This window comes from Mycobacterium sp. (assembly GCF_036488105.1).
Taxonomy (GTDB): domain Bacteria; phylum Actinomycetota; class Actinomycetes; order Mycobacteriales; family Mycobacteriaceae; genus Mycobacterium.
Map to the genome: position 1 here is coordinate 1 of NZ_DASXHW010000205.1, position 20,523 is coordinate 20,523.

General features: G+C 67.2%; 20 protein-coding genes. 6 read left to right on the top strand and 14 right to left on the bottom strand.

Annotated features, from left to right (window positions below; all coding sequences use genetic code 11):
* Nucleotides 1-187: 187 nt before the first annotated feature.
* The 3 genes from VGH54_RS11155 to VGH54_RS11165 form a co-directional block, all read right to left on the bottom strand.
* Nucleotides 188-1,018 carry an acyl-ACP desaturase gene (locus tag VGH54_RS11155; RefSeq protein WP_331512043.1) on the bottom strand — a complete coding sequence of 277 codons (831 nt, stop codon included), beginning with the start codon at nucleotides 1,016-1,018 and terminating at the stop codon, nucleotides 188-190.
* 87 nt (nucleotides 1,019-1,105) lie between these two features.
* Complete coding sequence (locus VGH54_RS11160; protein WP_331512044.1) at nucleotides 1,106-2,587, bottom strand: glycine hydroxymethyltransferase; 1,482 nt, start codon at nucleotides 2,585-2,587, stop codon at nucleotides 1,106-1,108.
* A 10-nt stretch (nucleotides 2,588-2,597) separates the two neighbouring features.
* Nucleotides 2,598-3,809, bottom strand: coding sequence for a DUF885 domain-containing protein (locus VGH54_RS11165; protein WP_331512045.1), 1,212 nt, complete (start codon nucleotides 3,807-3,809; stop codon nucleotides 2,598-2,600).
* A 65-nt stretch (nucleotides 3,810-3,874) separates the two neighbouring features.
* Here VGH54_RS11165 and coaA point away from each other — a divergent pair, with 65 nt between their 5' ends.
* Nucleotides 3,875-4,813: a type I pantothenate kinase gene (gene coaA / locus VGH54_RS11170; protein ID WP_331512046.1), complete on the top strand. Its 939-nt coding sequence runs from the start codon at nucleotides 3,875-3,877 to the stop codon at nucleotides 4,811-4,813.
* Nucleotides 4,814-4,886: 73 nt separating this feature from the next.
* On the opposite strand, the gene VGH54_RS11175 is transcribed toward coaA, so the two are convergent.
* From VGH54_RS11175 to VGH54_RS11185, 3 genes are all read right to left on the bottom strand, one after another.
* Nucleotides 4,887-5,306 (bottom strand): hypothetical protein, encoded by a 420-nt coding sequence (locus tag VGH54_RS11175; protein WP_331512047.1) that lies wholly within the window; start codon nucleotides 5,304-5,306, stop codon nucleotides 4,887-4,889.
* Between the two features lie 172 nt (nucleotides 5,307-5,478).
* Nucleotides 5,479-6,840 carry a hypothetical protein gene (locus tag VGH54_RS11180; protein ID WP_331512048.1) on the bottom strand — a complete coding sequence of 454 codons (1,362 nt, stop codon included), beginning with the start codon at nucleotides 6,838-6,840 and terminating at the stop codon, nucleotides 5,479-5,481.
* A gap of 75 nt (nucleotides 6,841-6,915) precedes the next feature.
* The gene (locus VGH54_RS11185) at nucleotides 6,916-7,710 is read right to left on the bottom strand and encodes a (2Z,6E)-farnesyl diphosphate synthase (protein ID WP_331512049.1); all 795 of its coding nucleotides are present in this window, start codon (nucleotides 7,708-7,710) and stop codon (nucleotides 6,916-6,918) included.
* Nucleotides 7,711-7,775: 65 nt separating this feature from the next.
* Between VGH54_RS11185 and trhA the strand changes: the two genes are divergently transcribed.
* The gene (trhA, locus tag VGH54_RS11190; protein WP_414688691.1) at nucleotides 7,776-8,525 is read left to right on the top strand and encodes a PAQR family membrane homeostasis protein TrhA; all 750 of its coding nucleotides are present in this window, start codon (nucleotides 7,776-7,778) and stop codon (nucleotides 8,523-8,525) included.
* A gap of 10 nt (nucleotides 8,526-8,535) precedes the next feature.
* On the opposite strand, the gene VGH54_RS11195 is transcribed toward trhA, so the two are convergent.
* From VGH54_RS11195 to mca, 4 genes are read right to left on the bottom strand one after another with little or no spacing between them, the layout of a single operon-like run.
* Nucleotides 8,536-8,907: a nuclear transport factor 2 family protein gene (locus VGH54_RS11195; RefSeq protein ID WP_331512050.1), complete on the bottom strand. Its 372-nt coding sequence runs from the start codon at nucleotides 8,905-8,907 to the stop codon at nucleotides 8,536-8,538.
* A 40-nt stretch (nucleotides 8,908-8,947) separates the two neighbouring features.
* Complete coding sequence (locus tag VGH54_RS11200) at nucleotides 8,948-10,942, bottom strand: thioredoxin domain-containing protein (RefSeq protein WP_331512061.1); 1,995 nt, start codon at nucleotides 10,940-10,942, stop codon at nucleotides 8,948-8,950.
* Entirely contained in the window at nucleotides 10,926-11,192 is a 267-nt protein-coding gene (locus VGH54_RS11205) for a hypothetical protein (RefSeq protein ID WP_331512062.1), read from the bottom strand. The genes VGH54_RS11200 and VGH54_RS11205 overlap by 17 nt, the downstream gene beginning before the upstream one ends.
* Entirely contained in the window at nucleotides 11,192-12,064 is an 873-nt protein-coding gene (gene mca / locus VGH54_RS11210; RefSeq protein ID WP_331512051.1) for a mycothiol conjugate amidase Mca, read from the bottom strand. The genes VGH54_RS11205 and mca overlap by 1 nt, the downstream gene beginning before the upstream one ends.
* Nucleotides 12,065-12,183: 119 nt before the next feature.
* Between mca and VGH54_RS11215 the strand changes: the two genes are divergently transcribed.
* Nucleotides 12,184-12,615 (top strand): DUF4307 domain-containing protein, encoded by a 432-nt coding sequence (locus VGH54_RS11215; protein WP_331512052.1) that lies wholly within the window; start codon nucleotides 12,184-12,186, stop codon nucleotides 12,613-12,615.
* A 257-nt stretch (nucleotides 12,616-12,872) separates the two neighbouring features.
* Nucleotides 12,873-13,367: a transcription elongation factor GreA gene (gene greA, locus VGH54_RS11220; protein WP_331512063.1), complete on the top strand. Its 495-nt coding sequence runs from the start codon at nucleotides 12,873-12,875 to the stop codon at nucleotides 13,365-13,367.
* A gap of 89 nt (nucleotides 13,368-13,456) precedes the next feature.
* On the opposite strand, the gene VGH54_RS11225 is transcribed toward greA, so the two are convergent.
* The 4 genes from VGH54_RS11225 to VGH54_RS11240 form a co-directional block, all read right to left on the bottom strand.
* On the bottom strand, nucleotides 13,457-14,617 hold the full coding sequence (locus VGH54_RS11225) for a cystathionine gamma-synthase (RefSeq protein ID WP_331512053.1): 1,161 nt from the start codon (nucleotides 14,615-14,617) through the stop codon (nucleotides 13,457-13,459).
* Nucleotides 14,618-14,763: 146 nt separating this feature from the next.
* Nucleotides 14,764-15,372 (bottom strand): RDD family protein, encoded by a 609-nt coding sequence (locus VGH54_RS11230; RefSeq protein ID WP_331512054.1) that lies wholly within the window; start codon nucleotides 15,370-15,372, stop codon nucleotides 14,764-14,766.
* Nucleotides 15,373-15,434: 62 nt separating this feature from the next.
* The gene (locus tag VGH54_RS11235; protein WP_331512055.1) at nucleotides 15,435-16,829 is read right to left on the bottom strand and encodes a cystathionine beta-synthase; all 1,395 of its coding nucleotides are present in this window, start codon (nucleotides 16,827-16,829) and stop codon (nucleotides 15,435-15,437) included.
* Between the two features lie 64 nt (nucleotides 16,830-16,893).
* Nucleotides 16,894-17,946 carry an alpha/beta hydrolase gene (locus tag VGH54_RS11240; RefSeq protein WP_331512056.1) on the bottom strand — a complete coding sequence of 351 codons (1,053 nt, stop codon included), beginning with the start codon at nucleotides 17,944-17,946 and terminating at the stop codon, nucleotides 16,894-16,896.
* Nucleotides 17,947-18,151: 205 nt separating this feature from the next.
* On the opposite strand from VGH54_RS11240, the gene VGH54_RS11245 reads away from it, so the two are divergent.
* Both VGH54_RS11245 and VGH54_RS11250 read left to right on the top strand, forming a co-directional pair.
* Nucleotides 18,152-19,114, top strand: a complete 963-nt coding sequence (locus tag VGH54_RS11245) for an SGNH/GDSL hydrolase family protein (protein ID WP_331512057.1) — start codon at nucleotides 18,152-18,154, stop codon at nucleotides 19,112-19,114.
* 63 nt (nucleotides 19,115-19,177) lie between these two features.
* Nucleotides 19,178-20,395 carry an acetyl-CoA C-acetyltransferase gene (locus VGH54_RS11250; RefSeq protein WP_331512059.1) on the top strand — a complete coding sequence of 406 codons (1,218 nt, stop codon included), beginning with the start codon at nucleotides 19,178-19,180 and terminating at the stop codon, nucleotides 20,393-20,395.
* The last annotated feature ends 128 nt before the right edge of the window (nucleotides 20,396-20,523 follow it).

Genomic DNA, 20,523 nt, shown 5'->3' on the forward strand with positions numbered 1-20,523 from the left:
GCCGGGCTGGATGCCCGTGCGGCCCGCACGGACGATTCGGCGGGGGCCGCGGCGTCAGGACCGGGGCCGGCGGTCCTGTCGAAGTTGAGACGAGAGGCGCCGCCCGGATAGCAGAGCATGTCGCTAGCCATCGAAAGCGACGCTACTCTCGTCGGCGCATGTGCGCCGTGCAGGCGCGCCGAGGTGGCTAGCCGATGACGAACCGCTGCAGCGCGGACTCGTCGGCGACGCCCCACGCGGTGATGCGGTCAGAAATCACCCGGCGCAGCAGATCGGGGCCGAAAATGCCTGCGTCGGCGACGTTTCGCAGTTTGTCGGCGTAGGCATCGATGTCGGCGCCGATGACGTCGATCTCGGCCGCGCGGGCGGCGATGGCGGCGATCGTCTCGTCGCGGGTGTAGGTAAGGCAGTGCGCGACAAGGTTCACGAAGAACTCTTGGTGGCGCACCTCGTCACGGGCGATGTGGGTGATGAGGCCGGCCAGCACCGGCTCTTCGATCTGCGCCGCGAGGTTGTCGGTGTACACCGCGTGGGAAGCCTCGAAGAGCGCCATGAAGACCAGGGTCTCGACCTGAGAGAACTGGTCGGCGCGGTAGCCCTTCACCGACACATGCTCGAAGCGGACCTGCTCGTTGGCGGTCGGGTCGATCTCTCGGGTCACGACGAAGTACTCGCGCAGTGCGATGGCGTGCAGATGTTCTTCGGCGGTCCACCGGCCCAGCCACACGGCCCACGGCTCTTCGAGGATGAAGTGCTCGACGAGTTCGCGGTGGTAGCCGGCGATGTTGTCTTTGGTGATGAGCAGAATCTCGCACGCGTCGGTCACGACTTTGGGCAGCGTCACCTGAGACGGATCCCAGTCGCGTCCGCCCAGGAACGCGAAGTTCTCGCCCTGCTCGAATGGCACGAAGTCGTGGGCGAACCACAGCTGCTCGGTGCCGAGGTGACGCTCGATGTTCTCGGCCACAACCGGCTCGAGCTCGAGGATCAGCGCGTTAGCGACAGGTTTCTGTGCCATGCGGTTACCGTAACCCGCGTACACAGGTTCCGTAAAATCTCCCGCAGTGCGTGCTTGGCGCTAGCGAGAGGTCAGCTCGGATGACCCCTAGAGCGTCAACCCCGGGTAGAGCGGATTAGCCGTCAGCAGCTCGGCGGCAGCGGCGTGCACCCGCTCAACGGTGCCATCGGACAGGGTGTACTTGGCCTTGGAGGGCCCCGCGGGCCCCAAACCGGGTTGAGTGTTGGTCAGCACGTCGACCACCAGCTCGGCGACCCGGTCGAACTCGGCGGCGCCAAAGCCGCGGGTGGTCAGTGCCGGGGTGCCGAACCGAATGCCGCTGGTGTACCAGGCACCGTTTGGGTCCGCGGGGATGGAGTTGCGGTTGGTGACGACGCCGGAGTCCAGCAACGCCGATTCGGCCTGCCGGCCGGTCAGCCCAAATGACGTCACGTCTAGCAACACGAGGTGGTTGTCGGTGCCGCCGGTGACCAGCCGCGCCCCGCGCCGCAGGAACCCGTCGGCCAGCGCCTTGGCATTGTCGGCAACCCGCTGGGCGTAGGCCCCGAACGCGGGCTGGCGCGCCTCGGCCAGCGCGACCGCCTTGGCGGCCATGACGTGTGCCAGCGGCCCGCCCAACACCATCGGGCAGCCCTTATCGACCGCGTCGGCGTACTCCGGCTGGGCCAACACCAGGCCGCCGCGCGGCCCGCGCAGCGACTTGTGCGTGGTGGTGGTGGTGATGTGGGCATAGGGCACCGGGTCCTCGTCGCCGGTGAATACCTTGCCGGCGACCAGTCCGGCGAAGTGCGCCATGTCCACCATCAGGGTGGCGCCCACCTGGTCAGCGATCTCGCGCATCTTGGCGAAGTTGATCCGCCGCGGGTAGGCCGAGTAGCCGGCCACCAGGATCAACGGCTTGAACTCACGCGCAGCGGCTGCGACCGCGTCGTAGTCCAGCAGCCCCGTCTCCGGGTCGGTGCCGTAGCTGCGTTGGTAGAACATCTTGCCGGAGACGTTGGGCCGGAAGCCGTGTGTGAGGTGACCGCCGGCATCCAGCGACATGCCCAGCAGCCGCTGGCCGCCAAGTTTGGCGCGGAGCTGTTCCCAGTCCGCCTCGGACAGGTCGTTGACGTGTTTGGCCCCAGCCTCGGCGAGGCAGGGGGTCTCGATCCGGGTGGCCAGGATGGCCCAGTAGGCAACGAGGTTGGCGTCGATGCCGGAGTGCGGTTGGGCGTAGGCGTACGGCGCGCCGAACAGCTCACGGGCGTGCTCGGTGGCCACACTCTCGACGGTGTCGACGTTCTGACAGCCGGCGTAGAAGCGGTGGCCGATGGTGCCCTCGGCGTATTTGTCCGACAACCAGCTGCCCATGGTAAGCAGCACTGCGGGCGAGGCATAGTTTTCGCTGGCGATGAGCTTGAGCGAATCGCGTTGGTCGGCAAGTTCTTTGCGTGTCGCAGCGGCGATGCGCGGTTCGACGGACTCGATGACCTGTAATGCCGCGCGGTAGGCGCTGCTGGCGGTATCGGCGTATTCAGCGCCCGGGGCTGCGGTGGAGGCGGTGGTCGCGGTCAAGTCGGCTGCCATGCACCCGACACTAGTCGGCCGGCAATGTCGAGGCGATCAACGGTTCGTCGAGCAGCCGGCCGAACCGCTCGACAACGCTCATCTCGGCGGGGCGATCGTCCAGCCAGCCGCGCAGCAGCCGATATCCCTCGACATAGGTACTGGTGTAGGCGCGCCACAGCGGCGACGACAAAAACCGCAGCATCTGTCGCGCGCGGGTGTCATTGACCAGCAGCCAACGGCGCAGGAATTCCGCAACCTCGTCGGCATCGCGGTGCTCGTCGTGCAACATCAACGCGGCGTCCTGCCGGACTCCGGCCAGGGCCGCCGACGCCTCGGACAGCGCCTCGGCGCGCTCACCGTCGAACCGCAGGCCCAGATCGGCGTAGATCTCGGCCGCCCACCGCCCCCAGCCCGGGCCGATCGCCGCGTACAGGGCCAGGTCGGCCAGGCCCTCGGCGATCAGGCATTGCGGCGTGTTCACCAGGAAGATGGTCTGCTCGGCCTGACCTTTCCGGTTGACCAGCCCGGCCTCCTTGCGGCAGTGCTCGGTGTGGTGTCCCGGATAGGACTCGTGGGCCACCAGTCGCGGCATGTTGGACATCAGCTGTTTGATGTCGGCGTTGACCGCGACCGTCGAGCGGTAGTCGCCGAGGTAATAGTTGAAACCCGACCACGGCTTATCGGTCACTACCTGGTACTCGACGGTTTCGCCGTCGGGGAGCGGGTAATCGGCGCGGACCCGGTCGCGCAGCGCGCTGGAGAACGCCTCGATGCATTCGGCCAGCCGCTCGGGCGGGATTTCCTCGCCGATGCGGTGCGCGTCCATCCGGTCGGCCAGCGGACCGTTACCGCCCAGCACCTCGTCGAGGCGGGCATGCGCCTGCCGGTACGTCTCCGGCTCGCCCTTGCCGATGCGTACGTCGAAGTAGTCGTACACCTCGTCGACGAAACCGATGTCTTCGCGGGCGAACTTACGGCCGGCGCATTCCAGCGCGCGCAGGTGAGCGCCAACGTAGTCGGCGCGTTGTTGGTCAAATCCGTTGCGATGTTCGACATCTGGAAGCGCCGCGATCAGCCGTCGAGCCTGGCGGACCAGATCGGCCGGGTCGGGTGCGGGCTCAGCCGACACCGTGTGGCGCAGCGCCGGGTCGCCGGTGAACGAGTCGACGTAACCCGACTCGATGCGGTCGAACCGCAAACCGAGTAGCAGGTACTCGCGGACCAGCGCGTCAGGTTCCACGCCAGCTAACGCTATCTGCTCGCCCCAGCGGACCGCAGCAAGGCCGAGGCTGCAAGACTGACCTCATGCCGCGGCCAAGCGAGCCGAGCCCCTACGTGGAGTTCGATCGACGTCAATGGCGCGCGCTACGTATGTCCACACCACAGCCGCTGACCGAAGAAGAAGTCGTCGGGCTGCGCGGTCTGGGCGAGCAAATCAACCTGCGCGAGGTCGAAGAGGTCTACCTGCCGCTGGCCCGGCTCCTGCACCTGCAGGTCGCGGCCCGCCAACGGCTGTTCGCCGCCACCGCCGAGTTCCTCGGCGAGCCCAAGCAGCATCCCGACCGCCCGGTGCCGTTCATCATCGGGGTGGCCGGCAGCGTGGCGGTCGGTAAGTCGACGACGGCCCGCGTGCTGCAGGCGCTGCTGGCCCGCTGGGATCACCACCCACGCGTCGACCTGGTCACCACCGACGGATTCCTCTATCCCAACGCCGAGCTGAGCCGACGAAACCTGATGCACCGCAAGGGTTTTCCGGAGAGCTACGACCGGCGGGCGCTGATGCGGTTCGTCACCTCGGTCAAGTCGGGTTCGGACTACGTGTGCGCGCCGGTGTACTCGCACCTGCACTACGACCGGGTGCCGGACGCCAAGCAAGTGGTCCGCCACCCGGACATCCTGATCCTCGAGGGCCTCAACGTGCTGCAGACCGGACCCACGCTGATGGTGTCGGACCTGTTCGACTTCTCGCTGTATGTGGACGGCCGGATCGAGGACATCGAGCAGTGGTACATCTCGCGGTTCCTGGCGATGCGTTCGACGGCGTTCGCCAACCCCGCTTCGCACTTCCACCACTACGCGGGGTTGACCGACCAGCAGGCCGAGATTGCGGCCCGCGACATCTGGCGATCGATCAACCGGCCCAACCTGATCGAGAACATTCTGCCGACCCGGCCGCGCGCCACCCTGGTGCTGCGCAAAGACGCCGACCATTCGATCAACCGGCTGCGACTGCGCAAGCTCTAGATCGCCAACAAGCCGATGCGGGGACGCGCACCGCAACCTCTGACGGCGGCGCCCCGCACCGGCGGGACGGGAGTCACGCCGGCAGGCGGCGCACTCCGAGGTATTGCAGGTATCCCATCAGCGCGAAGTAGCCGCCGGTGGCCAGCGTCGCGGCGATGCCGGCTGCGGTCAGCGGCAACGCTCCGGCGGCAACCACGACGAGCGCCGCCGCCGCCAGGACGGCATTGCCGACGATGAGGCCGACTCCGACACGGCGCAGATCGGGTGCTGCGGCGAGGCCGTACACCCCCAGGCCGCCGAGCACCAGCAGGGCGCCCCCGCTGAATTCGGCGATGGAACTCAGGCCGGTCAGCGCCGAAAGCGCATCCGCCATCAGGGCGATGAAAAGGCCGATAAGGCCGCTCAGCGTTGCGTCGAGCCGCATGGCGAACCGCAACAGCGAGTCGGTCGAGTCGTCGAACGGGCGGGTGGGCAGTGGAGTAACAGCGGTCATCTCGGAACTCCTTGGGATATCGGGTCGAACACTTCTGAGAATGCCGATCGCGAACTGCCAGATCGACGCTTGGCACTGCCAAGCACTGCCATGCGCAGGTCAACTCAGTGACCTAGGCCACGTATTCCTTGCCTAGCCGGGCTAAGCATGCTGGGTTAACCAGACTGGGTGGCTAGCTGGTGACGGAAACCCGGCCGCGAAGATCGGCGGCAATCAGCTTGGCCGCGGCGTTCTGCCAGTTGTGCAACGACCGTTGCGGCACCTCGGTGACGAACCACTGCCACGCCTGCCGGGCGGTCGGATCCAGGCCGGCGGCGGTGGCGTTCTGGGCGTAGGCCCGCACCCCGACGACATACGGGAAGTACAGCGAGTTGTAGTGCCGCCACTGCTCGCTGGTGCCGAAGTCGCCGCCGTCGCGCGGCTTGAGCGCGGCGATGCGATCGGCCAGCAGGGCCTTGAGCTCGATGGCCCGCTCCAGCGGCTGATCCGCGGCCCCGCGGGCGGCCAGCCGCTCGTCGATGCAGGGCAGCGCGGTCAGTGGGTTGGCGACCAGCTTGGACAGATCGCCGTAGTGACCCAGCGCGCGGCGGGTCAGCCTGGCGAACGTGTCGTCGTCGAAGCCGTCGAGCGGATCGGCCAACCGCAGCGGCAGCGCGGATTGCGTGCGCCGCAACGTCTCCCGATCCGCCCGCAGCACCGGGGCTCGCGAGAACACCATCCGGTCCAGCAACCCGGCCAGCGGGTCGGCCAGCACCTGCACCGAGGACGCAATCGCCAGGCTGGTGAACAGCAGCACCGTCAGCGCGATCTGCGCGGTGCTCTGCCGGCGGGTCAATTCGATGCCGATCAGCATCTGGCCACCGAGCAGCGCCACCACCATTCCGGTACCGGTGAATGAGCGCAGCATGTCGGCCCGCAGCGCCTGACCCTCGTCGAACGCATCCCACAGGGCCACCGCCACGCCCAGGCAGAACACGTCACAGCCCGTCGACGCCAGCGCCAGCCAGCTGGGCACCACACCCAGCGGAATGATCAGGATCGCGTTGGCCAAGGCGAAAAACATTGTCGCGGTGACGATCAGCCCAACCTTGGGAATCTTCCGCACCCGACGCCGCAGCGCGACGAACATCGCACCCAGGGTGGACACCGAAATCACCACGCACATCACCACATGGCCGAGGCGTAACGGTCCGGCGACGCTGCCGGCCAGCGTCGCGCCGACCAGTGTCAGCGCACCGGTGACACCGACGAGCAGCACTTCGCCGGCGCGGGACCGCTCGCTGTCACCCGCCCGGGCGATCTCGAGGAGCACCGCGAACCAAGCCACACCGGGGACGGCGACCAGATAGATCTCGACCTGACCGAGCAACGCGGAATGGGTGACGAGCCGCACCGCGTCCAGTGCGACGGCGGTCGCAAAGCTGCACAGCCCTGCTGCCGAGAACGCCAGCACCGGCTTGCGCGGGTTACGGGCCAACAAATACAGCCCCAGCCACCAACTCAGCGAGAACACCAACGCCGAAAGCGCAGCCATGCTTTCAGTGTGGCACGCCGCTCGGTCGTCGGCGGCGACCCGCTGCACCCGGCTGCGCCGCGCTTGCGATCGCCGCTAGGCACCGTAGCGACGATGCCGCAAGCTGTAATCGCGCAGCGCGCGCAGGAAGTCGACGCGACGGAAGGCGGGCCAGTGCGCTTCGGTGAACCACATCTCCGAGTAGGCGCTCTGCCACAACAGGAACCCGGATAGCCGCTGCTCCCCCGAAGTCCGGATCACCAGATCAGGGTCGGGCTGCCCGGAGGTGTACAGGTTCTCCGAGATCGCCTCGACGGTGACGGCCTCGATGAGTTCCTCGCCACTGGCACCGTTGACGAGTTGCTTGGCCAACAATCCGCGCACCGCGTCGGTGATTTCCTGACGGCCGCCGTATCCGACCGCAACGTTGACGTGAAAGCTGCCGTTCCGCGTGGCGGTGGTGCCCTCCACCGCGTCTCGGAGCCGGCGCGCGGGCTCTTCACCGATCAGCTCCAGGTCCCCGACCGTCCGCACACTCCAGCCGTTGGCCGGCGCGCAGATCTCTTCGACGACGTCGGTGATGATCTCGATGAGCGCGGCCAGCTCGGCCGGATCACGCCGCAGGTTTTCGGTCGAAAGCAAGTAGACAGTGGCCATTTCGATGCCGGCCTCCTGGCACCAGCGCAGCATCTCGGCGATCTTGGCCGCACCCATCCGGTACCCGTAGCTGACGTCGTCGTAGCCGGCGTCGCGCGCCCAACGGCGGTTGCCATCGCACAGCACGGCGATGTGACGCGGCAGCGCCGATTTCGATGCGGCAAGTCCTTGCCGCAGCCGCAATTCGTAGAGCCGATATAACGGTTCCTTGAGGCGCGGCGGAATGATCTCCACAGCGATCCAGATTACTGTGGGTCCGAGTGCTCAACGGCAATCCTGCCGCAACTCATGGAGGCGTATTGATTCGCGACACCGACGTGGCCACCACGGCCGGCGCGAACGAGACGTCCCACACGGTCGGAGATGTCGCCGAGCACATTGTCGAAGGCGTGAAAGGCACCGCCCAGGCACTGGTCAAGCCCCGGGCCCGCGGCTGGATTCACCTGGTGTCGGCCGTCGTCGCGGTCATCGCCGGCGCCTCGCTGATCTCGGTGTCCTGGCCGTTGGCGGGGTTCAAGGCGGGTATGGCGACGTTCATCTACACCGGCTCGGTGGTGGGGATGTTCACCACCAGCGCGGTCTATCACCGGGTCCACTGGACATCGGTGAAGGCCCGCACCTGGATGAAGCGGCTCGACCACTCGATGATCTTCGTGCTCATCGCCGGCACCTACACGCCGTTCGCGATGCTGGCGATGCCGCACGGCGCGGGCGTGCTGGTGCTCTGGATTGTCTGGGGCGGTGCCGTGGCCGGGGTGCTGCTCAAGATGTGCTGGCCCACCGCGCCGCGCTGGGTGGGTGTTCCGCTGTATCTGGTCCTCGGCTGGGTCTCGGCGTTCTATATCGCGATGATCCTGCACAACGCCGGCGTGGCCGCGATGGTGCTGCTGGCCGTCGGCGGCGCGCTGTACAGCATCGGCGGGATCATGTACGCGCTGCACTGGCCCAACCCGTGGCCGAGCACGTTCGGCTACCACGAGTTCTTTCACGCCTGTACCGCGGTGGCCGCGATCTGCCACTACATCGCGATCTGGTTCGCGGTCTTCTGACGGTTTCGCGCTAAATCTGCCTGGCGTTCTCGGGTGACCAGTAGGCCTTCATCGCGGCGACCTTGCCGTCGGCGTTGAACACCATCACGTCGATCGGCTCGATGACGATCCGGCTATCGCCGGCTGAGACGGTCAACTTGAAGTGGAACGCCGCCTCGTTTCCGGCCACCCGCAGCGTCACCAGCTCGCATTCCCGCTGTACGTTTTCCACCGCGGAGTAGAAGCCGTGGATCGCCTGCCGGCCGATGTGCACCTCGCCACCGACCGGATCCTCGACAGTGGCGTCGTCGGCGTACAACTCGACCAGATCATCCGCGGTGCCCTTGGCGATCAGGCTGATGTATCGGTTGACGGTCTCGGCGATGTGTTCTGCACTCGACATGGGAGGCAGGTTACCGCGCCGGGCCTCGTAGCCCGCATCGTCACCGGGTGAGTGCAGATTCCAATTCCGCGGCGCTGGTGACCGGCAGGTCGCATACCCGGCCGCGGCATACGTAGGCCGCGTCGGCACCGGCGACGCGGCCGCGGCCGACGAGCAGCTCTGACGAGTTCACCTCGCCGCCGACGACGATCGCGCCGCCGGGCGCGATCCGTCGGGCATCGGCCAACAGTCGCGAACCCGGCCCGCCGCAGGCCACCGCGATCTGCAACGGGCCACGAACGGCCGCTTCGGCGACGGCCAGCCAATGGCCGGCCGACCGCGGCGCACGGGCCAGCAGCTGCGAATGCGCCTGCAGCGCAACGACTGCCGCCTGCCGGTAGCGATCGGCCTGCCCGCCGCCAGTCAGGTGTGCGGCGGTCAGCAGGGCCTCGGCAATCGCGGATGCCCCCGACGGCGTCGCGCCGTCGTACGGGTCGGCGGGCCGCAGCAACAGCCGCTCGCCATCGTCGGCGCTGTCGAACCAACGGCCCGGGTTGTCGTGATCGGCGAAGTGCGCCAACGCAATATCCAGCAGGTCGGTGGCGGCGGTCAGCCAGGCGGCCTCGGTGGTCAGCTGGTACAGCGCGAGCAGACCGGTGGCCAGCATCGCGTGGTCTTCCAGGATCGCGGCGCTCTCCCCGACCCGACCGCCCAGGCTGGCCCGGCGCAGCCGGCCGTCCACCACGTGCAATGCGAGCAGCGCTGTTGCGCAATCGGTTGCGGCGTCGGCCAATTCGGGTGCATCCAGTGCCACACTGGCTTCGGCCAGCGCGGTGATCGCCAGCCCGTTCCAGGCGGTGACGACTTTGTCGTCGCGGCCCGGTTGAGGTCGGGTCAGCCGGGCGGCCAGCAGCGCGGTCCGGACGCGCTCGAGGCGAGCCTGGTCGTCGGGATCGGCGTGCAGTTGCAGCACCGAGGCGCCGGCTTCGAAGGTGCCGACCTTCGTCACTCCGAAAACCGAAGCGGCCCAAAGCCCGTCGTCGTCGCCGAGTATCTCGGTCAGTTGCGCAGGCGTCCAGACGTAGGTCGAACCCTCGCGGCCGTCGGCATCGGCGTCCAGCGACGAGGTGAACATGTCGCCGTCACGCAAATCGTCGAGCAGGAACCTCGCGGTCTCATGGGTAACCCGACGCGCCAACGGGTCGCCGGTTCGCCTGGCCCAGTGCGCGTAGGCCCGCAACAGCAACGCGTTGTCGTACAGCATCTTCTCGAAATGCGGTACCACCCAGGCATTGTCGACGCTGTAGCGGGCGAACCCGCCGGCCAGCTGGTCATACATGCCGCCGCGGGCCATCGTCGCGCCAGTCCGGCGGACAGCGACCAGGGCCTGCGGTGAGTCAGTGCGCTCCCAGTGCCGCAGCAGCCCCTCCAGCAGCGCCGACGGCGGGAACTTCGGTGCACCACCAAAGCCGCCGTGCGTGGTGTCCTCGTCGGCTAACACGGCGGCGACGGCGTGGTCGCACAGCGCCGGATCCACTTGCGGGCCGCCGCCGGGCAATCCCGATGCCATTGACCGCAATTCGCCCGCGATGTGGTCGGAGCTCTGCTCGACCTCGTCGCGACGCTCGTTCCAGGTGCTGGACACAGCCGAAAGGAGTTGCAGAAAAGCATCTTTGGGGTAATAGGTGCCGCAATAGAACGGACGTCCGTCGGGCGTCAGGAAGCAGGTCATCGGCCAGCCGCCCTGCCCGGTAAGCGCGACGGTGGCATTCATGTAGACGGCGTCGATGTCGGGCCGCTCCTCGCGGTCCACCTTGATGCACAGGAAGCGATCGTTCATCGCCGCAGCCACCTCGTCGTCTTCGAACGATTCGTGGGCCATCACGTGACACCAGTGGCATGCGGCGTAACCGATCGAAAGCAGGATCGGCACATCGCGTGTCGCGGCCTCGGCCAGCGCCGCCGGCGACCACTGCTGCCAGTGCACCGGGTTGTCGGCGTGCTGGCGAAGGTAGGGGCTGGCGGCCCCGGCGAGCTGGTTACCCGCCGGGCTCATGCGGTGGCCGGTCATCGGGGTGCTGGATGGTGCCGTCGTCGACGGCTTGATCCGGTTCGGGATGCTGCGGGTCGAAGGACCCCGGCAACTTCTTGAGGTGCCGGTTCATCGAGCGCACCAAAAACAGCACGCTGATCAGCAGCAGCACCACCACGAGCAAGCCGAACGGGCTGGCCTTGCCGAAATCCGGTCCACTGTTGTGCGGCCCGTCCTCGGCCAGCAATGCCAATGCAGCCAGATGTAGATGCATCACGGCGTGTCCTCGATTCCGGCGAACAGATCCGACTCGGGAAGCCGCACCGGTACACGGGATCGGGCCAGCTCGAATTCCTCTGTCGGCCAAAGCCTTTGCTGCCATTCAATGGGGGCGGCGAAGAAATCGCCCTTGGGATCGATCTGGGTGGCGTGCGCGCGCAGCGCGTCGTCGCGCTGACTGAAATACGCCGAGCACTCGATCCGGGTCGTCACCCGGTCGGCGTGGACATCGTGCGCGGGATCCCAGTGTTTGAGCCACTTCTCGAACGGACCCGTCTGCCCCCGCTTGGCGAATTCGTCCTGCAGCATCTGCATCCGCTGGCGCAGGAACCCGTGGTTGTAATACAGCTTGGACACCGTCCACACCGGGCCTGCGTCCGGGAATCGCCGGTAGTCACCGGCGGCCTCGTATGCGGCCACCGAAACCTGGTGGCAGCGAATGTGATCGGGGTGCGGGTAGCCACCGTTCTCGTCGTAGGTCGTCATCACATGCGGCCGGAATTCGCGCACCACCCGAACCAGCGCCTCGGTGGACACCTCCAACGGCGTCAGCGCAAAGCAGTCCTCCGGCAGCGGCGGCGGCGGATCCCCCTGCGGCAGTCCGGAATCGACGAAGCCCAGCCAGGTGTGCTCGACGCCGAGGATCTCGGCCGCCTTGGCCATCTCGTCGCGGCGGATATCGGCGATGCGGCCGTGCACTTCCGGCAGGTCCATCGCCGGGTTGAGGATGTCGCCGCGCTCGCCCCCGGTCAGGGTCACCACCAGCACGCGGCAACCCTCATCCGAGTAGCGGGCCAGGGTGGCAGCGCCCTTACTGGACTCGTCGTCCGGGTGGGCGTGCACCGCCATCAACCGCAGTTCGCTCACGTGCTCCCTGACTGTGTGCTGTCTTCTGCGCCTATAGTTCCAGGTCTAATAGTTCCATCCCGGACACCGGGCCTCGCTAACCCGGTCCCTTGGGCAGATCACCCGGACCGCAACACACCATGACCGAAGGTTCCCCCGCACCGCCACCGACCCGCTACGGGCGTGGTCGCCTACTCCCCCCATCCCGACGCCGGGCCGCCGCCCCGGCGGTGGTGGTGGCCGCGGTCGGCGTCGTGGTGGCCGTCATCGGCTATCAACGGCTGGGCCGCAGCGACGTCGACGGTACGTTGGCCGGCTATCGGCTGATCGACGGCCAGACCGTGTCAGTAACGATCAGCGTGACGCGAAAAGACCCGTCGCGCCCGGTCGACTGCATCGTGCGGGTGCGGGCGAAAGACGGCAGCGAGACGGGCCGGCGCGAGGTGCTGGTTGCGCCGTCCACCCAGGCAACGGTGCAGGTGACGACGATCGTGAAGTCCAGTAAGCCGGCCGCGGTGGGTGACATCTACGGCTGCGGCACCGATGTGCCCGGCTACCTGCGCGCGCCCTGACGGCGCCGGTCCAGCACCCACCGGCGGCAAACGCCGAACTGCGAGAAACGTCCTCGTCCACCACGGCGGCGGTGGTAAGCTTCTCGGATGCACGGTTCCGGCTGGGACCGTGTATTGCTGCATTAGCGGCCAGATGTGCCGCGCAGGGGTCCACCCGACTACTGAGGTCGGCAGTACACGTGGTGGCACCGCCCGGCAGCACGACCGACAACCTGCCGGGGCGGACGCCGCCCCGGCACCACAAGGAGCACGACGAGATGACGGACACCCAGGTGACCTGGTTGACCCAGGAATCACATGACCGGCTCAAGACTGAGCTCGACCAGTTGATCGCGAACCGTCCGGTCATCGCCGCGGAAATCAACGATCGCCGCGAGGAGGGTGACCTGCGCGAGAACGGTGGCTATCACGCCGCCCGCGAAGAGCAGGGCCAGCAAGAGGCCCGCATCCGCTCGCTGCAGGACCTGCTGAACAACGCCAAGGTCGGCGAGGCGCCGAAGCAGTCCGGCGTCGCGCTGCCCGGTTCGGTAGTGAAGGTCTACTACAACGGCGACAAGTCGGACACCGAGACCTTTTTGATCGCCACCCGCCAGGAGGGCGTCAACGAGGGCAAGCTCGAGGTCTACTCGCCGAACTCACCGCTGGGCGGCGCACTGATCGACGCCAAAGAGGGTGAGACGCGCAGCTACACCGTGCCGAACGGCAACACCGTCGAGGTGACGCTGATCAGCGCGGAGCCCTACCACGCCTGACTAGGTACCGCCTCTGGTGCCGAGTGTGAATCCTTCGACCCCCCGCGGCGTGTCGCGTCGTCAGATTCACAGTCGGCGGGATCAGGCAATCAGCCCAGCGCCTGTTCGAGGTCGGCGATCAGGTCGGCGATGTCCTCGATGCCGACCGACAGCCGCACCAGGTCGTCCGGAACCTCCAACTGCGAGCCGGCCGTCGACGCATGGGTCATCGCACCGGGATGCTCGATCAGCGACTCCACCCCGCCGAGGGACTCGGCGAGGATGAACACCTTGGTGTTGGCGCACAACGCCTGTGCCGCGCTGCGTCCGCCCCGCATCCGCACCGACACCATACCGCCGAAGCCGCGCATCTGCCGCGCGGCGATCTGGTGACCGGGATGGTCGGGTAGACCCGGGTACAGCACCGCGTCCACCGACGGGTGGCCGAGAAGGAATTGCGCTACCGCAGCGGCGTTTTCGCTGTGCCGCTGCATCCGCAACACGAGCGTCTTCAGGCCGCGCATGGTCAGGTAGGCATCGAACGGGCCCGGCACCCCGCCGGCCCCGTTCTGCAGGAATGCGAATGCCGCGTCCAACTCTTCGTCGTTGGTGACCACGGCGCCGCCGACCACATCGGAGTGCCCGCCAATGTATTTCGTCGTCGAGTGCAACACGATGTCGGCGCCGAGCGTCAACGGTTGTTGTAACGCCGGCGAGGCAAAGGTGTTGTCCACCAGCACTTTCGCCGAGCTTTTCGCGCCGAGTTCGGCGATTGCGGCGATGTCGGCGATCGACAGCAGCGGGTTGGTGGGCGTTTCCACCCAGATCAGCCGGGTCTGCGGGGTGATCGCCGCGCGGACCGCGTCGACATCGGACGCCGCGACCGGGGTGTGCTGCACACCCCACTGGCTGAACACCTTGTCGATCAGCCGGAACGTTCCGCCGTAGGCGTCGTCGGGGATGACCACGTGATCACCGGGGCGCAGCAGCGCACGCAGCACGCAGTCGCTGGCCGCCATGCCGGAGCCGAATGCCCGTCCGTAGCGGCCCTCTTCGACGGCGGCCAGCGCGCTTTCCAGGGCCGCCCTGGTCGGGTTGCCGGTGCGGGCGTACTCGAATCCACCGCGCAGACCGCCGACGCCGTCCTGCGCAAAGGTGCTGCTGGCGTAGATCGGGGTATTGACCGCGCCGGTCGCCGGGTCGGGCCGGTAGCCGGCGTGAATGGCCTTGGTGGCCAGGCCGGCTTTTGCGAAATCTCCGTGGTCGCTCATCGACGACCAGCCTAGTCATCGCGGTGACGTCGACCCGAGCGCGCCGCCAGCTCCGCCCCCACCGCCACCGGGGCTCAATTTCTGCCCGATCCCGCCGTGGTGCCCGTGATCCAAAACACCGACGCCCCCACCGTTAAGTTCGCGGTTTACCGGTCGTCCAGCGGCAGGCACACCGTGGCCATCATCTTGTCGGCCAACGTCTGCCGCTTGGCGGTCCACAGCGGGAACAGGTAGCCGATGTCGAGGATGACCGCGTCAACAACATGAGCGATCTGGCGCAGCACTGACAGGCCGAAACCGATGGGCTTCCCGGTGTTCTCGCTGACGACTTTGAATTTCAGCAACGACTTGCCGATGCTCGATCCGGTGCTGCCCTGGCGGTAGCCGTAGTTCCAGACGAAGTAGGCCAGCCCAACCAGTACCGCACCCCACATGACCGTCATGCCGAGCGTCGAATATCCGATCGTGCAGATTTGATCGACGGTGTTCGGGGCGACGTCGGTCAGGCAGGCGCTCTCGGCGGAGTTCTGCAGGACCAGCCACCCGACGCCGAGGATCAGCAGCAGGGGCAGATGGTCGACGAGGTAGGCCGCGACCCGACTGAGCCACGGAGTGCAATCCGCCTTGGTCAGGCCGCGCAGTACCGGCCCCGGTGGCGGTGGCACGTACCCGCCCGACGGCGGCGGTGGCGGTGGGTAGTTACCACTCCCAGGAAGCGGCGGCGGCGGGAACGACGACGGCGGTGGTTCGGTCATGAACGGCTTTCCCTTTGCACGGTGATTTGCTACCCGAAGTAATTTGCCTGAAAGCGGTCCGGCTACTTGCGTGGCGCGCCGTCGGACAGGAAACCCAACAAGTCGTACCGGGTGATGACGCCGACCGGTTTGCCTTCCTCGACGACCATCACGGCGTCCAAGTCGCGCAGCGTCTTGGCCAGCGACCCGACTTGTTCGCCGGCGCCGATGATCGGCAGCGGCGGGCTCATGTGCATGCCGACGGCGTCGGCCAGGCTGGCGCGACCCTCGAAGACGGCCGACAGTAGTTCGCGCTCAGAGACGCTGCCGGCGACCTCGCCGGCCATCACCGGCGGCTCGGCGCCGACGACGGGCATCTGCGACACCCCGTACTCGCGCAGGATGCTGATCGCGTCACGCACGGTCTCCGACGGATGGGTGTGCACCAGGTCGGGCAGGTGGCCGGACTTACCCCGCAGCACGTCGCCGACCCTGGGCTGCTCGATCGAGCCGTCCAGCCGGGTGCGCAGGAAGCCGTACGACGACATCCAGGCGTCGTTGAAGATCTTCGACATGTACCCGCGGCCGCCGTCGGGCAGCAACACGACGACCAACGCGTCGGGCCCGGCTTGCTCGGCGACTTTCAGCGCCGCCACCACCGCCATGCCGCACGAGCCGCCGACGAGCATGGCCTCCTCGCGGGCCAGCCGTCTGGTCATGTTGAACGAATCGGAGTCGGAGACCGCGATGATCTCGTCGGGGACCGCGCTGTCGTAGGCCGCAGGCCAGAAATCCTCGCCGACGCCTTCGACGAGATAAGGCCGGCCGGTGCCACCGGAGTACACCGACCCCTCCGGGTCGGCGCCGACCACGCGCACCTTGCCACCGGAGACGTCTTTGAGATAGCGGCCGGCGCCGGTGATCGTCCCGCCGGTTCCGATCCCGGCGACGAAATGGGTGACCTGACCATCGGTGTCGGCCCAGATCTCCGGCCCGGTGGTCTCGTAGTGGCTGGCCGGGCCCTGCGGGTTGGAGTACTGGTCGGGCTTCCAGGCGCCGTCGATCTCGGCGACCAGCCGGTCAGAGACGCTGTAGTAGCTGTCCGGGTGTTCGGGCGGCACAGCGGTCGGGCACACCACAACCTCGGCTCCGTAGGCCCGCAGCACATTCTGCTTGTCTTCGCTGACCTTGTCAGGGCAGACGAACACACACCGATAGCCGCGGTGCTGGGCGACCAGCGCCAGACCGACGCCGGTGTTGCCTGATGTCGGTTCGACGATGGTGCCGCCCGCTCTGAGCTCTCCGCTGGCTTCGGCGGCGTCGATCATCTTCACCGCGATCCGGTCCTTGCTGCTCATGCCGGGGCTCAGGTACTCGACCTTGGCCACCACCCGGCCCGAACCCGGCGGCACGACCGAGTTCAGCTGAACCAGTGGAGTATTTCCGATCAGTTCACTGATGTGTCGCGCGATCCGCATAAATAGATCGTCTCAGGTGCTGCAAGGCCGCGCGCAGCGGCTACCGGACGAATTGAGCCTGGGCCTAGCCGGTGGCCTCGCGGATGTACTCGCCGATCTGCCGCAACGACCGCGTCGCCTCGGGAATCAACGGCGCACCGAGCTGGAAGTCGTGAATCTGGCCCGGCCAGACCCGAACCTCGGTCGGCACTCCGGCCGCCGCGAGTGCGCGGGCCGCCACGCGGGCGTCATGCAGCAATACCTCTGACCCCGATACGTGGATCAGCGTCCGGGGCAACCCGGGCTCGACGTGATCGAGCGGCTCGTAGAGCTGTTCCGGCTTGCCGTCGACGACGTGCTTGCGGGCAGCCTTGGCGACCAGCGTGAACAACGCGTCAAATGCCTTGGCGGGGAACATCGCATCGGTCTTGATGTTCGGGTGCGACTGCTTGGGTTGCTTGGCCAGCTCCAGCAACGGAGAAATCGCGACCAGCGCGGCCGGCTCTTCGTCCACCTGTTGAAGCCGTTGCGCCAGAGCAAGAGCCAGATAACCGCCGGCCGAATCGCCGGCCACCACGATCTGGTCTGGCTGGTATCCGCGCAGGCGCAGCCACCGGTAGGCGTCGTGGCAGTCGTCCAGCGCCTGGCCGACGGAGTGTTTCGGGATGAGCCGGTAGTTGACCACCAGCACCGGCGAGTCGGCAAACTTCGACAGCGCGTTGACGATTCGGCTGTGCGAGTTCACCCCACACGTCAAAAAGGCGCCACCGTGCAGATACAGCACCACCCGTCGCTCGCCATCGGCCGGCAGCACACCGGGCGCGCGCACCAGCTGGGCGGTGCAGTGCGGTAACTCGACTTCTGCGCGAACGGTTCCGGGCGCGGGCAGCAGCATCCGCGACGCGAAGTCGATGATGCCGAACGGAAATGGGATATGCGGGATGTAGCTGACCACGCCCAAAGCGGGGCGGATCGTGAGCCGACAGGCCAGCGACGCCATTATTCCTGGGAGGCTGGGTCCGCTCTCGACGACCTCGACCGGCACGCCGTCGTTGGCCGGAAATCTGCGGGCCCGCAACACGTCACGGGCACGAACTGCGGTTCGGGGCGCACCCGAAACCCTGCTCGGTGCGGTCATGCTCAACACTCCTACGCCGTTGTAGTGCGATAAACATGTCGACGAAGCAGCGGAGTATCCTCAGCCAACTTCGTGAACTTAGCTTGACACCTCAAAGAACTTCAACAATCAAAGAGTCTGATTCGATACCAAGATTGCTCCGACCCGTAACGGCGCAACGGCCGGGGTCCGGAGCGACCAGCGATGCGAGACATAAACTGTTCACGTGGTACGACGCGCACCGCGAGGTTCGATCACTGCGCTGGCCGCCGCAGGCGCGCTGGCGTCGACCGGCACCGCCTACGTGGGGGCGCGCAATCTGCTGATCAGCCAGGCCGCCAAGGCGCGCAGCGTCATCCCTAAATCGTGGGACGTCCCGCCCCGCGCCGACGGTGTCTACACCCCGGCCGGCGGCCCCGTCCAGCGCTGGGAGCGCGGGATGGACGTCGACCTGCACCTGATGATCTTCGGCGACTCGACGGCAACCGGGTACGGCTGCCGGATCGCCGACGAAGTTCCCGGCGTGCTGATCGCCCGCGGATTGGCTGAGCAGACCGGTAAACGTGTCCGGTTGAGCACCAAAGCGATCGTCGGCGCCACCTCCAAAGGCCTGTCCGGACAGGTCGACGCGATGTTCATCGCCGGGCCACCGCCCGATGCCGCCGTCATTCTGATCGGCGCCAACGATGTCACGAAGCTGAACGGCATCGGCGCCTCGTCGCGGAGGCTGGGCGCAGCCGTGCGACGGTTGAAAGCCAGCGGCGCGGAGGTCGTCGTCGCGACCTGCCCCGATTTCGGTGTGGTCAAGGCGATCCCCCAACCGCTGCGATGGACGGTGCGCACCCTTGGCCTGCGGCTGGCCCGAGCGCAGTCCGGCGCCGTCAGGTCCGCCGGTGGTGTGCCGGTGCCGCTCGCCTCGCTGGTCAACGACGAATTCCGGCATGCCCCCGAGCGGATGCTGTCCGATGACCAGTTCCACCCGTCGGCGGCTGGCTACGCGCTGGCCGCAAGCCAGCTGCTGCCGGCGCTCTGTCAGGCGCTCGGCCACTGGTCCGGCGAGCCGGCCCTCTCCTCGGCGGGCGCCACCGAGGCCGGTCCCGGCAACTTGGTGCTCCGGCTGATCTCGCGACTGTGGCGGCGACCCACGACCGGGGTGCCGGCGCCGATCGTCGTATCTGCCCCCAGCTAAGCAACTCGCTTCCTCGCAAGGCTAGATTCGGGTCCAGACCACACCGCAGGAGATGGAGCCGAAATGCCGGAAGCCGTCATTGTTTCAACTGCCCGTTCGCCGATCGGGCGCGCGATGAAAGGGTCGCTGGTCAGCATGCGGCCCGACGACCTGGCGGCGCAGATGGTGCGCGCCGCACTCGACAAGGTGCCGGAGCTCAACCCCCACCAGATCGACGACCTGATCCTCGGCTGCGGCCTGCCGGGAGGTGAGCAGGGCTTCAACATGGCCCGGGTGGTCGCCGTTGAGCTCGGCTACGACTTCCTGCCCGGAACCACCGTCAACCGCTACTGTTCGTCGTCGCTGCAGACCATCCGGATGGCCTTCCACGCCATCAAAGCCGGCGAGGGTGACGCGTTCATCTCCGCCGGCGTCGAGACCGTGTCACGCTTCACCAAGGGCAGCTCGGACTCCTTACCGGACACCAAGAATCCGCTGTTCGACGAGGCCGCCGAGCGGACCGCTACCGCCGCGCAGGGTGCGACGGACTGGCACGACCCCCGCAAGGATCACGAGCTCCCCGACGTCTACATCGCGATGGGTCAGACCGCCGAGAACGTCGCCATCCTGACCGGGATCAGCCGCGAGGATCAGGACCACTGGGGCGTGCGCAGCCAGAACCGTGCCGAGGAAGCCATCAAGAGCGGCTTCTTCGAGCGCGAAATCGTCCCGGTGAAGCTCCCGGACGGCACCACCGTCAGCACCGATGACGGGCCGCGGCCCGGCACCACGTACGAGAAGATCAGCCAGCTCAAGCCGGTCTTCCGGCCCAACGGCACGGTGACCGCCGGTAATGCCTGCCCGCTGAACGACGGCGCCGCCGCGGTGGTGATCACCAGCGACACCAAGGCCAAAGAACTCGGCCTCAGGCCGCTGGCCCGCATCGTCTCCACCGGCGTGAGCGGCCTGTCCCCGGAGATCATGGGCCTGGGCCCGATCGAGGCGAGCAAGACGGCCCTGCAGCGGGCCGGTTTGTCGGTCAAGGACATCGACCTGTTCGAGATCAACGAGGCCTTCGCGGTGCAGGTGCTCGGCTCGGCCCGCGAGCTGGGCATCGACGAGGACAAGCTGAACGTGTCCGGCGGCGCGATCGCGCTGGGCCACCCGTTCGGCATGACCGGTGCCCGGATCGCCACCACGCTGCTCAACAACCTGCAGACCCACGACAAGACGTTCGGCCTGGAGACCATGTGCGTCGGCGGCGGTCAGGGTATGGCGTTGGTCATCGAGCGGCTGAGCTGATTCGCCAAGGGTCGCTGCGCCACGCAGTTTTGCCGCCAAAACTGGCGTAACCACCCGGTTCGGGCATGGAACCACCCGGACTGGGTTACGGTTTGCCAGCCGCCGCCCGGTGGCCTATGCATCCGAGT

Bases quoted from the DNA above. Each gene is read 5' to 3' on its own strand.
- VGH54_RS11155 (WP_331512043.1), bottom strand. From the start codon at position 1,018: ATGGCACAGAAACCTGTCGCTAACGCGCTGATCCTCGAGCTCGAGCCG.
- VGH54_RS11160 (WP_331512044.1), bottom strand. From the start codon at position 2,587: ATGGCAGCCGACTTGACCGCGACCACCGCCTCCACCGCAGCCCCGGGC.
- coaA (WP_331512046.1), top strand. From the start codon at position 3,875: ATGCCGCGGCCAAGCGAGCCGAGCCCCTACGTGGAGTTCGATCGACGT.
- VGH54_RS11175 (WP_331512047.1), bottom strand. From the start codon at position 5,306: ATGACCGCTGTTACTCCACTGCCCACCCGCCCGTTCGACGACTCGACC.
- VGH54_RS11180 (WP_331512048.1), bottom strand. From the start codon at position 6,840: ATGGCTGCGCTTTCGGCGTTGGTGTTCTCGCTGAGTTGGTGGCTGGGG.
- VGH54_RS11195 (WP_331512050.1), bottom strand. From the start codon at position 8,907: ATGTCGAGTGCAGAACACATCGCCGAGACCGTCAACCGATACATCAGC.
- VGH54_RS11200 (WP_331512061.1), bottom strand. From the start codon at position 10,942: ATGAGCCCGGCGGGTAACCAGCTCGCCGGGGCCGCCAGCCCCTACCTT.
- VGH54_RS11205 (WP_331512062.1), bottom strand. From the start codon at position 11,192: ATGCATCTACATCTGGCTGCATTGGCATTGCTGGCCGAGGACGGGCCG.
- VGH54_RS11215 (WP_331512052.1), top strand. From the start codon at position 12,184: ATGACCGAAGGTTCCCCCGCACCGCCACCGACCCGCTACGGGCGTGGT.
- greA (WP_331512063.1), top strand. From the start codon at position 12,873: ATGACGGACACCCAGGTGACCTGGTTGACCCAGGAATCACATGACCGG.
- VGH54_RS11225 (WP_331512053.1), bottom strand. From the start codon at position 14,617: ATGAGCGACCACGGAGATTTCGCAAAAGCCGGCCTGGCCACCAAGGCC.
- VGH54_RS11230 (WP_331512054.1), bottom strand. From the start codon at position 15,372: ATGACCGAACCACCGCCGTCGTCGTTCCCGCCGCCGCCGCTTCCTGGG.
- VGH54_RS11235 (WP_331512055.1), bottom strand. From the start codon at position 16,829: ATGCGGATCGCGCGACACATCAGTGAACTGATCGGAAATACTCCACTG.
- VGH54_RS11240 (WP_331512056.1), bottom strand. From the start codon at position 17,946: ATGACCGCACCGAGCAGGGTTTCGGGTGCGCCCCGAACCGCAGTTCGT.
- VGH54_RS11250 (WP_331512059.1), top strand. From the start codon at position 19,178: ATGCCGGAAGCCGTCATTGTTTCAACTGCCCGTTCGCCGATCGGGCGC.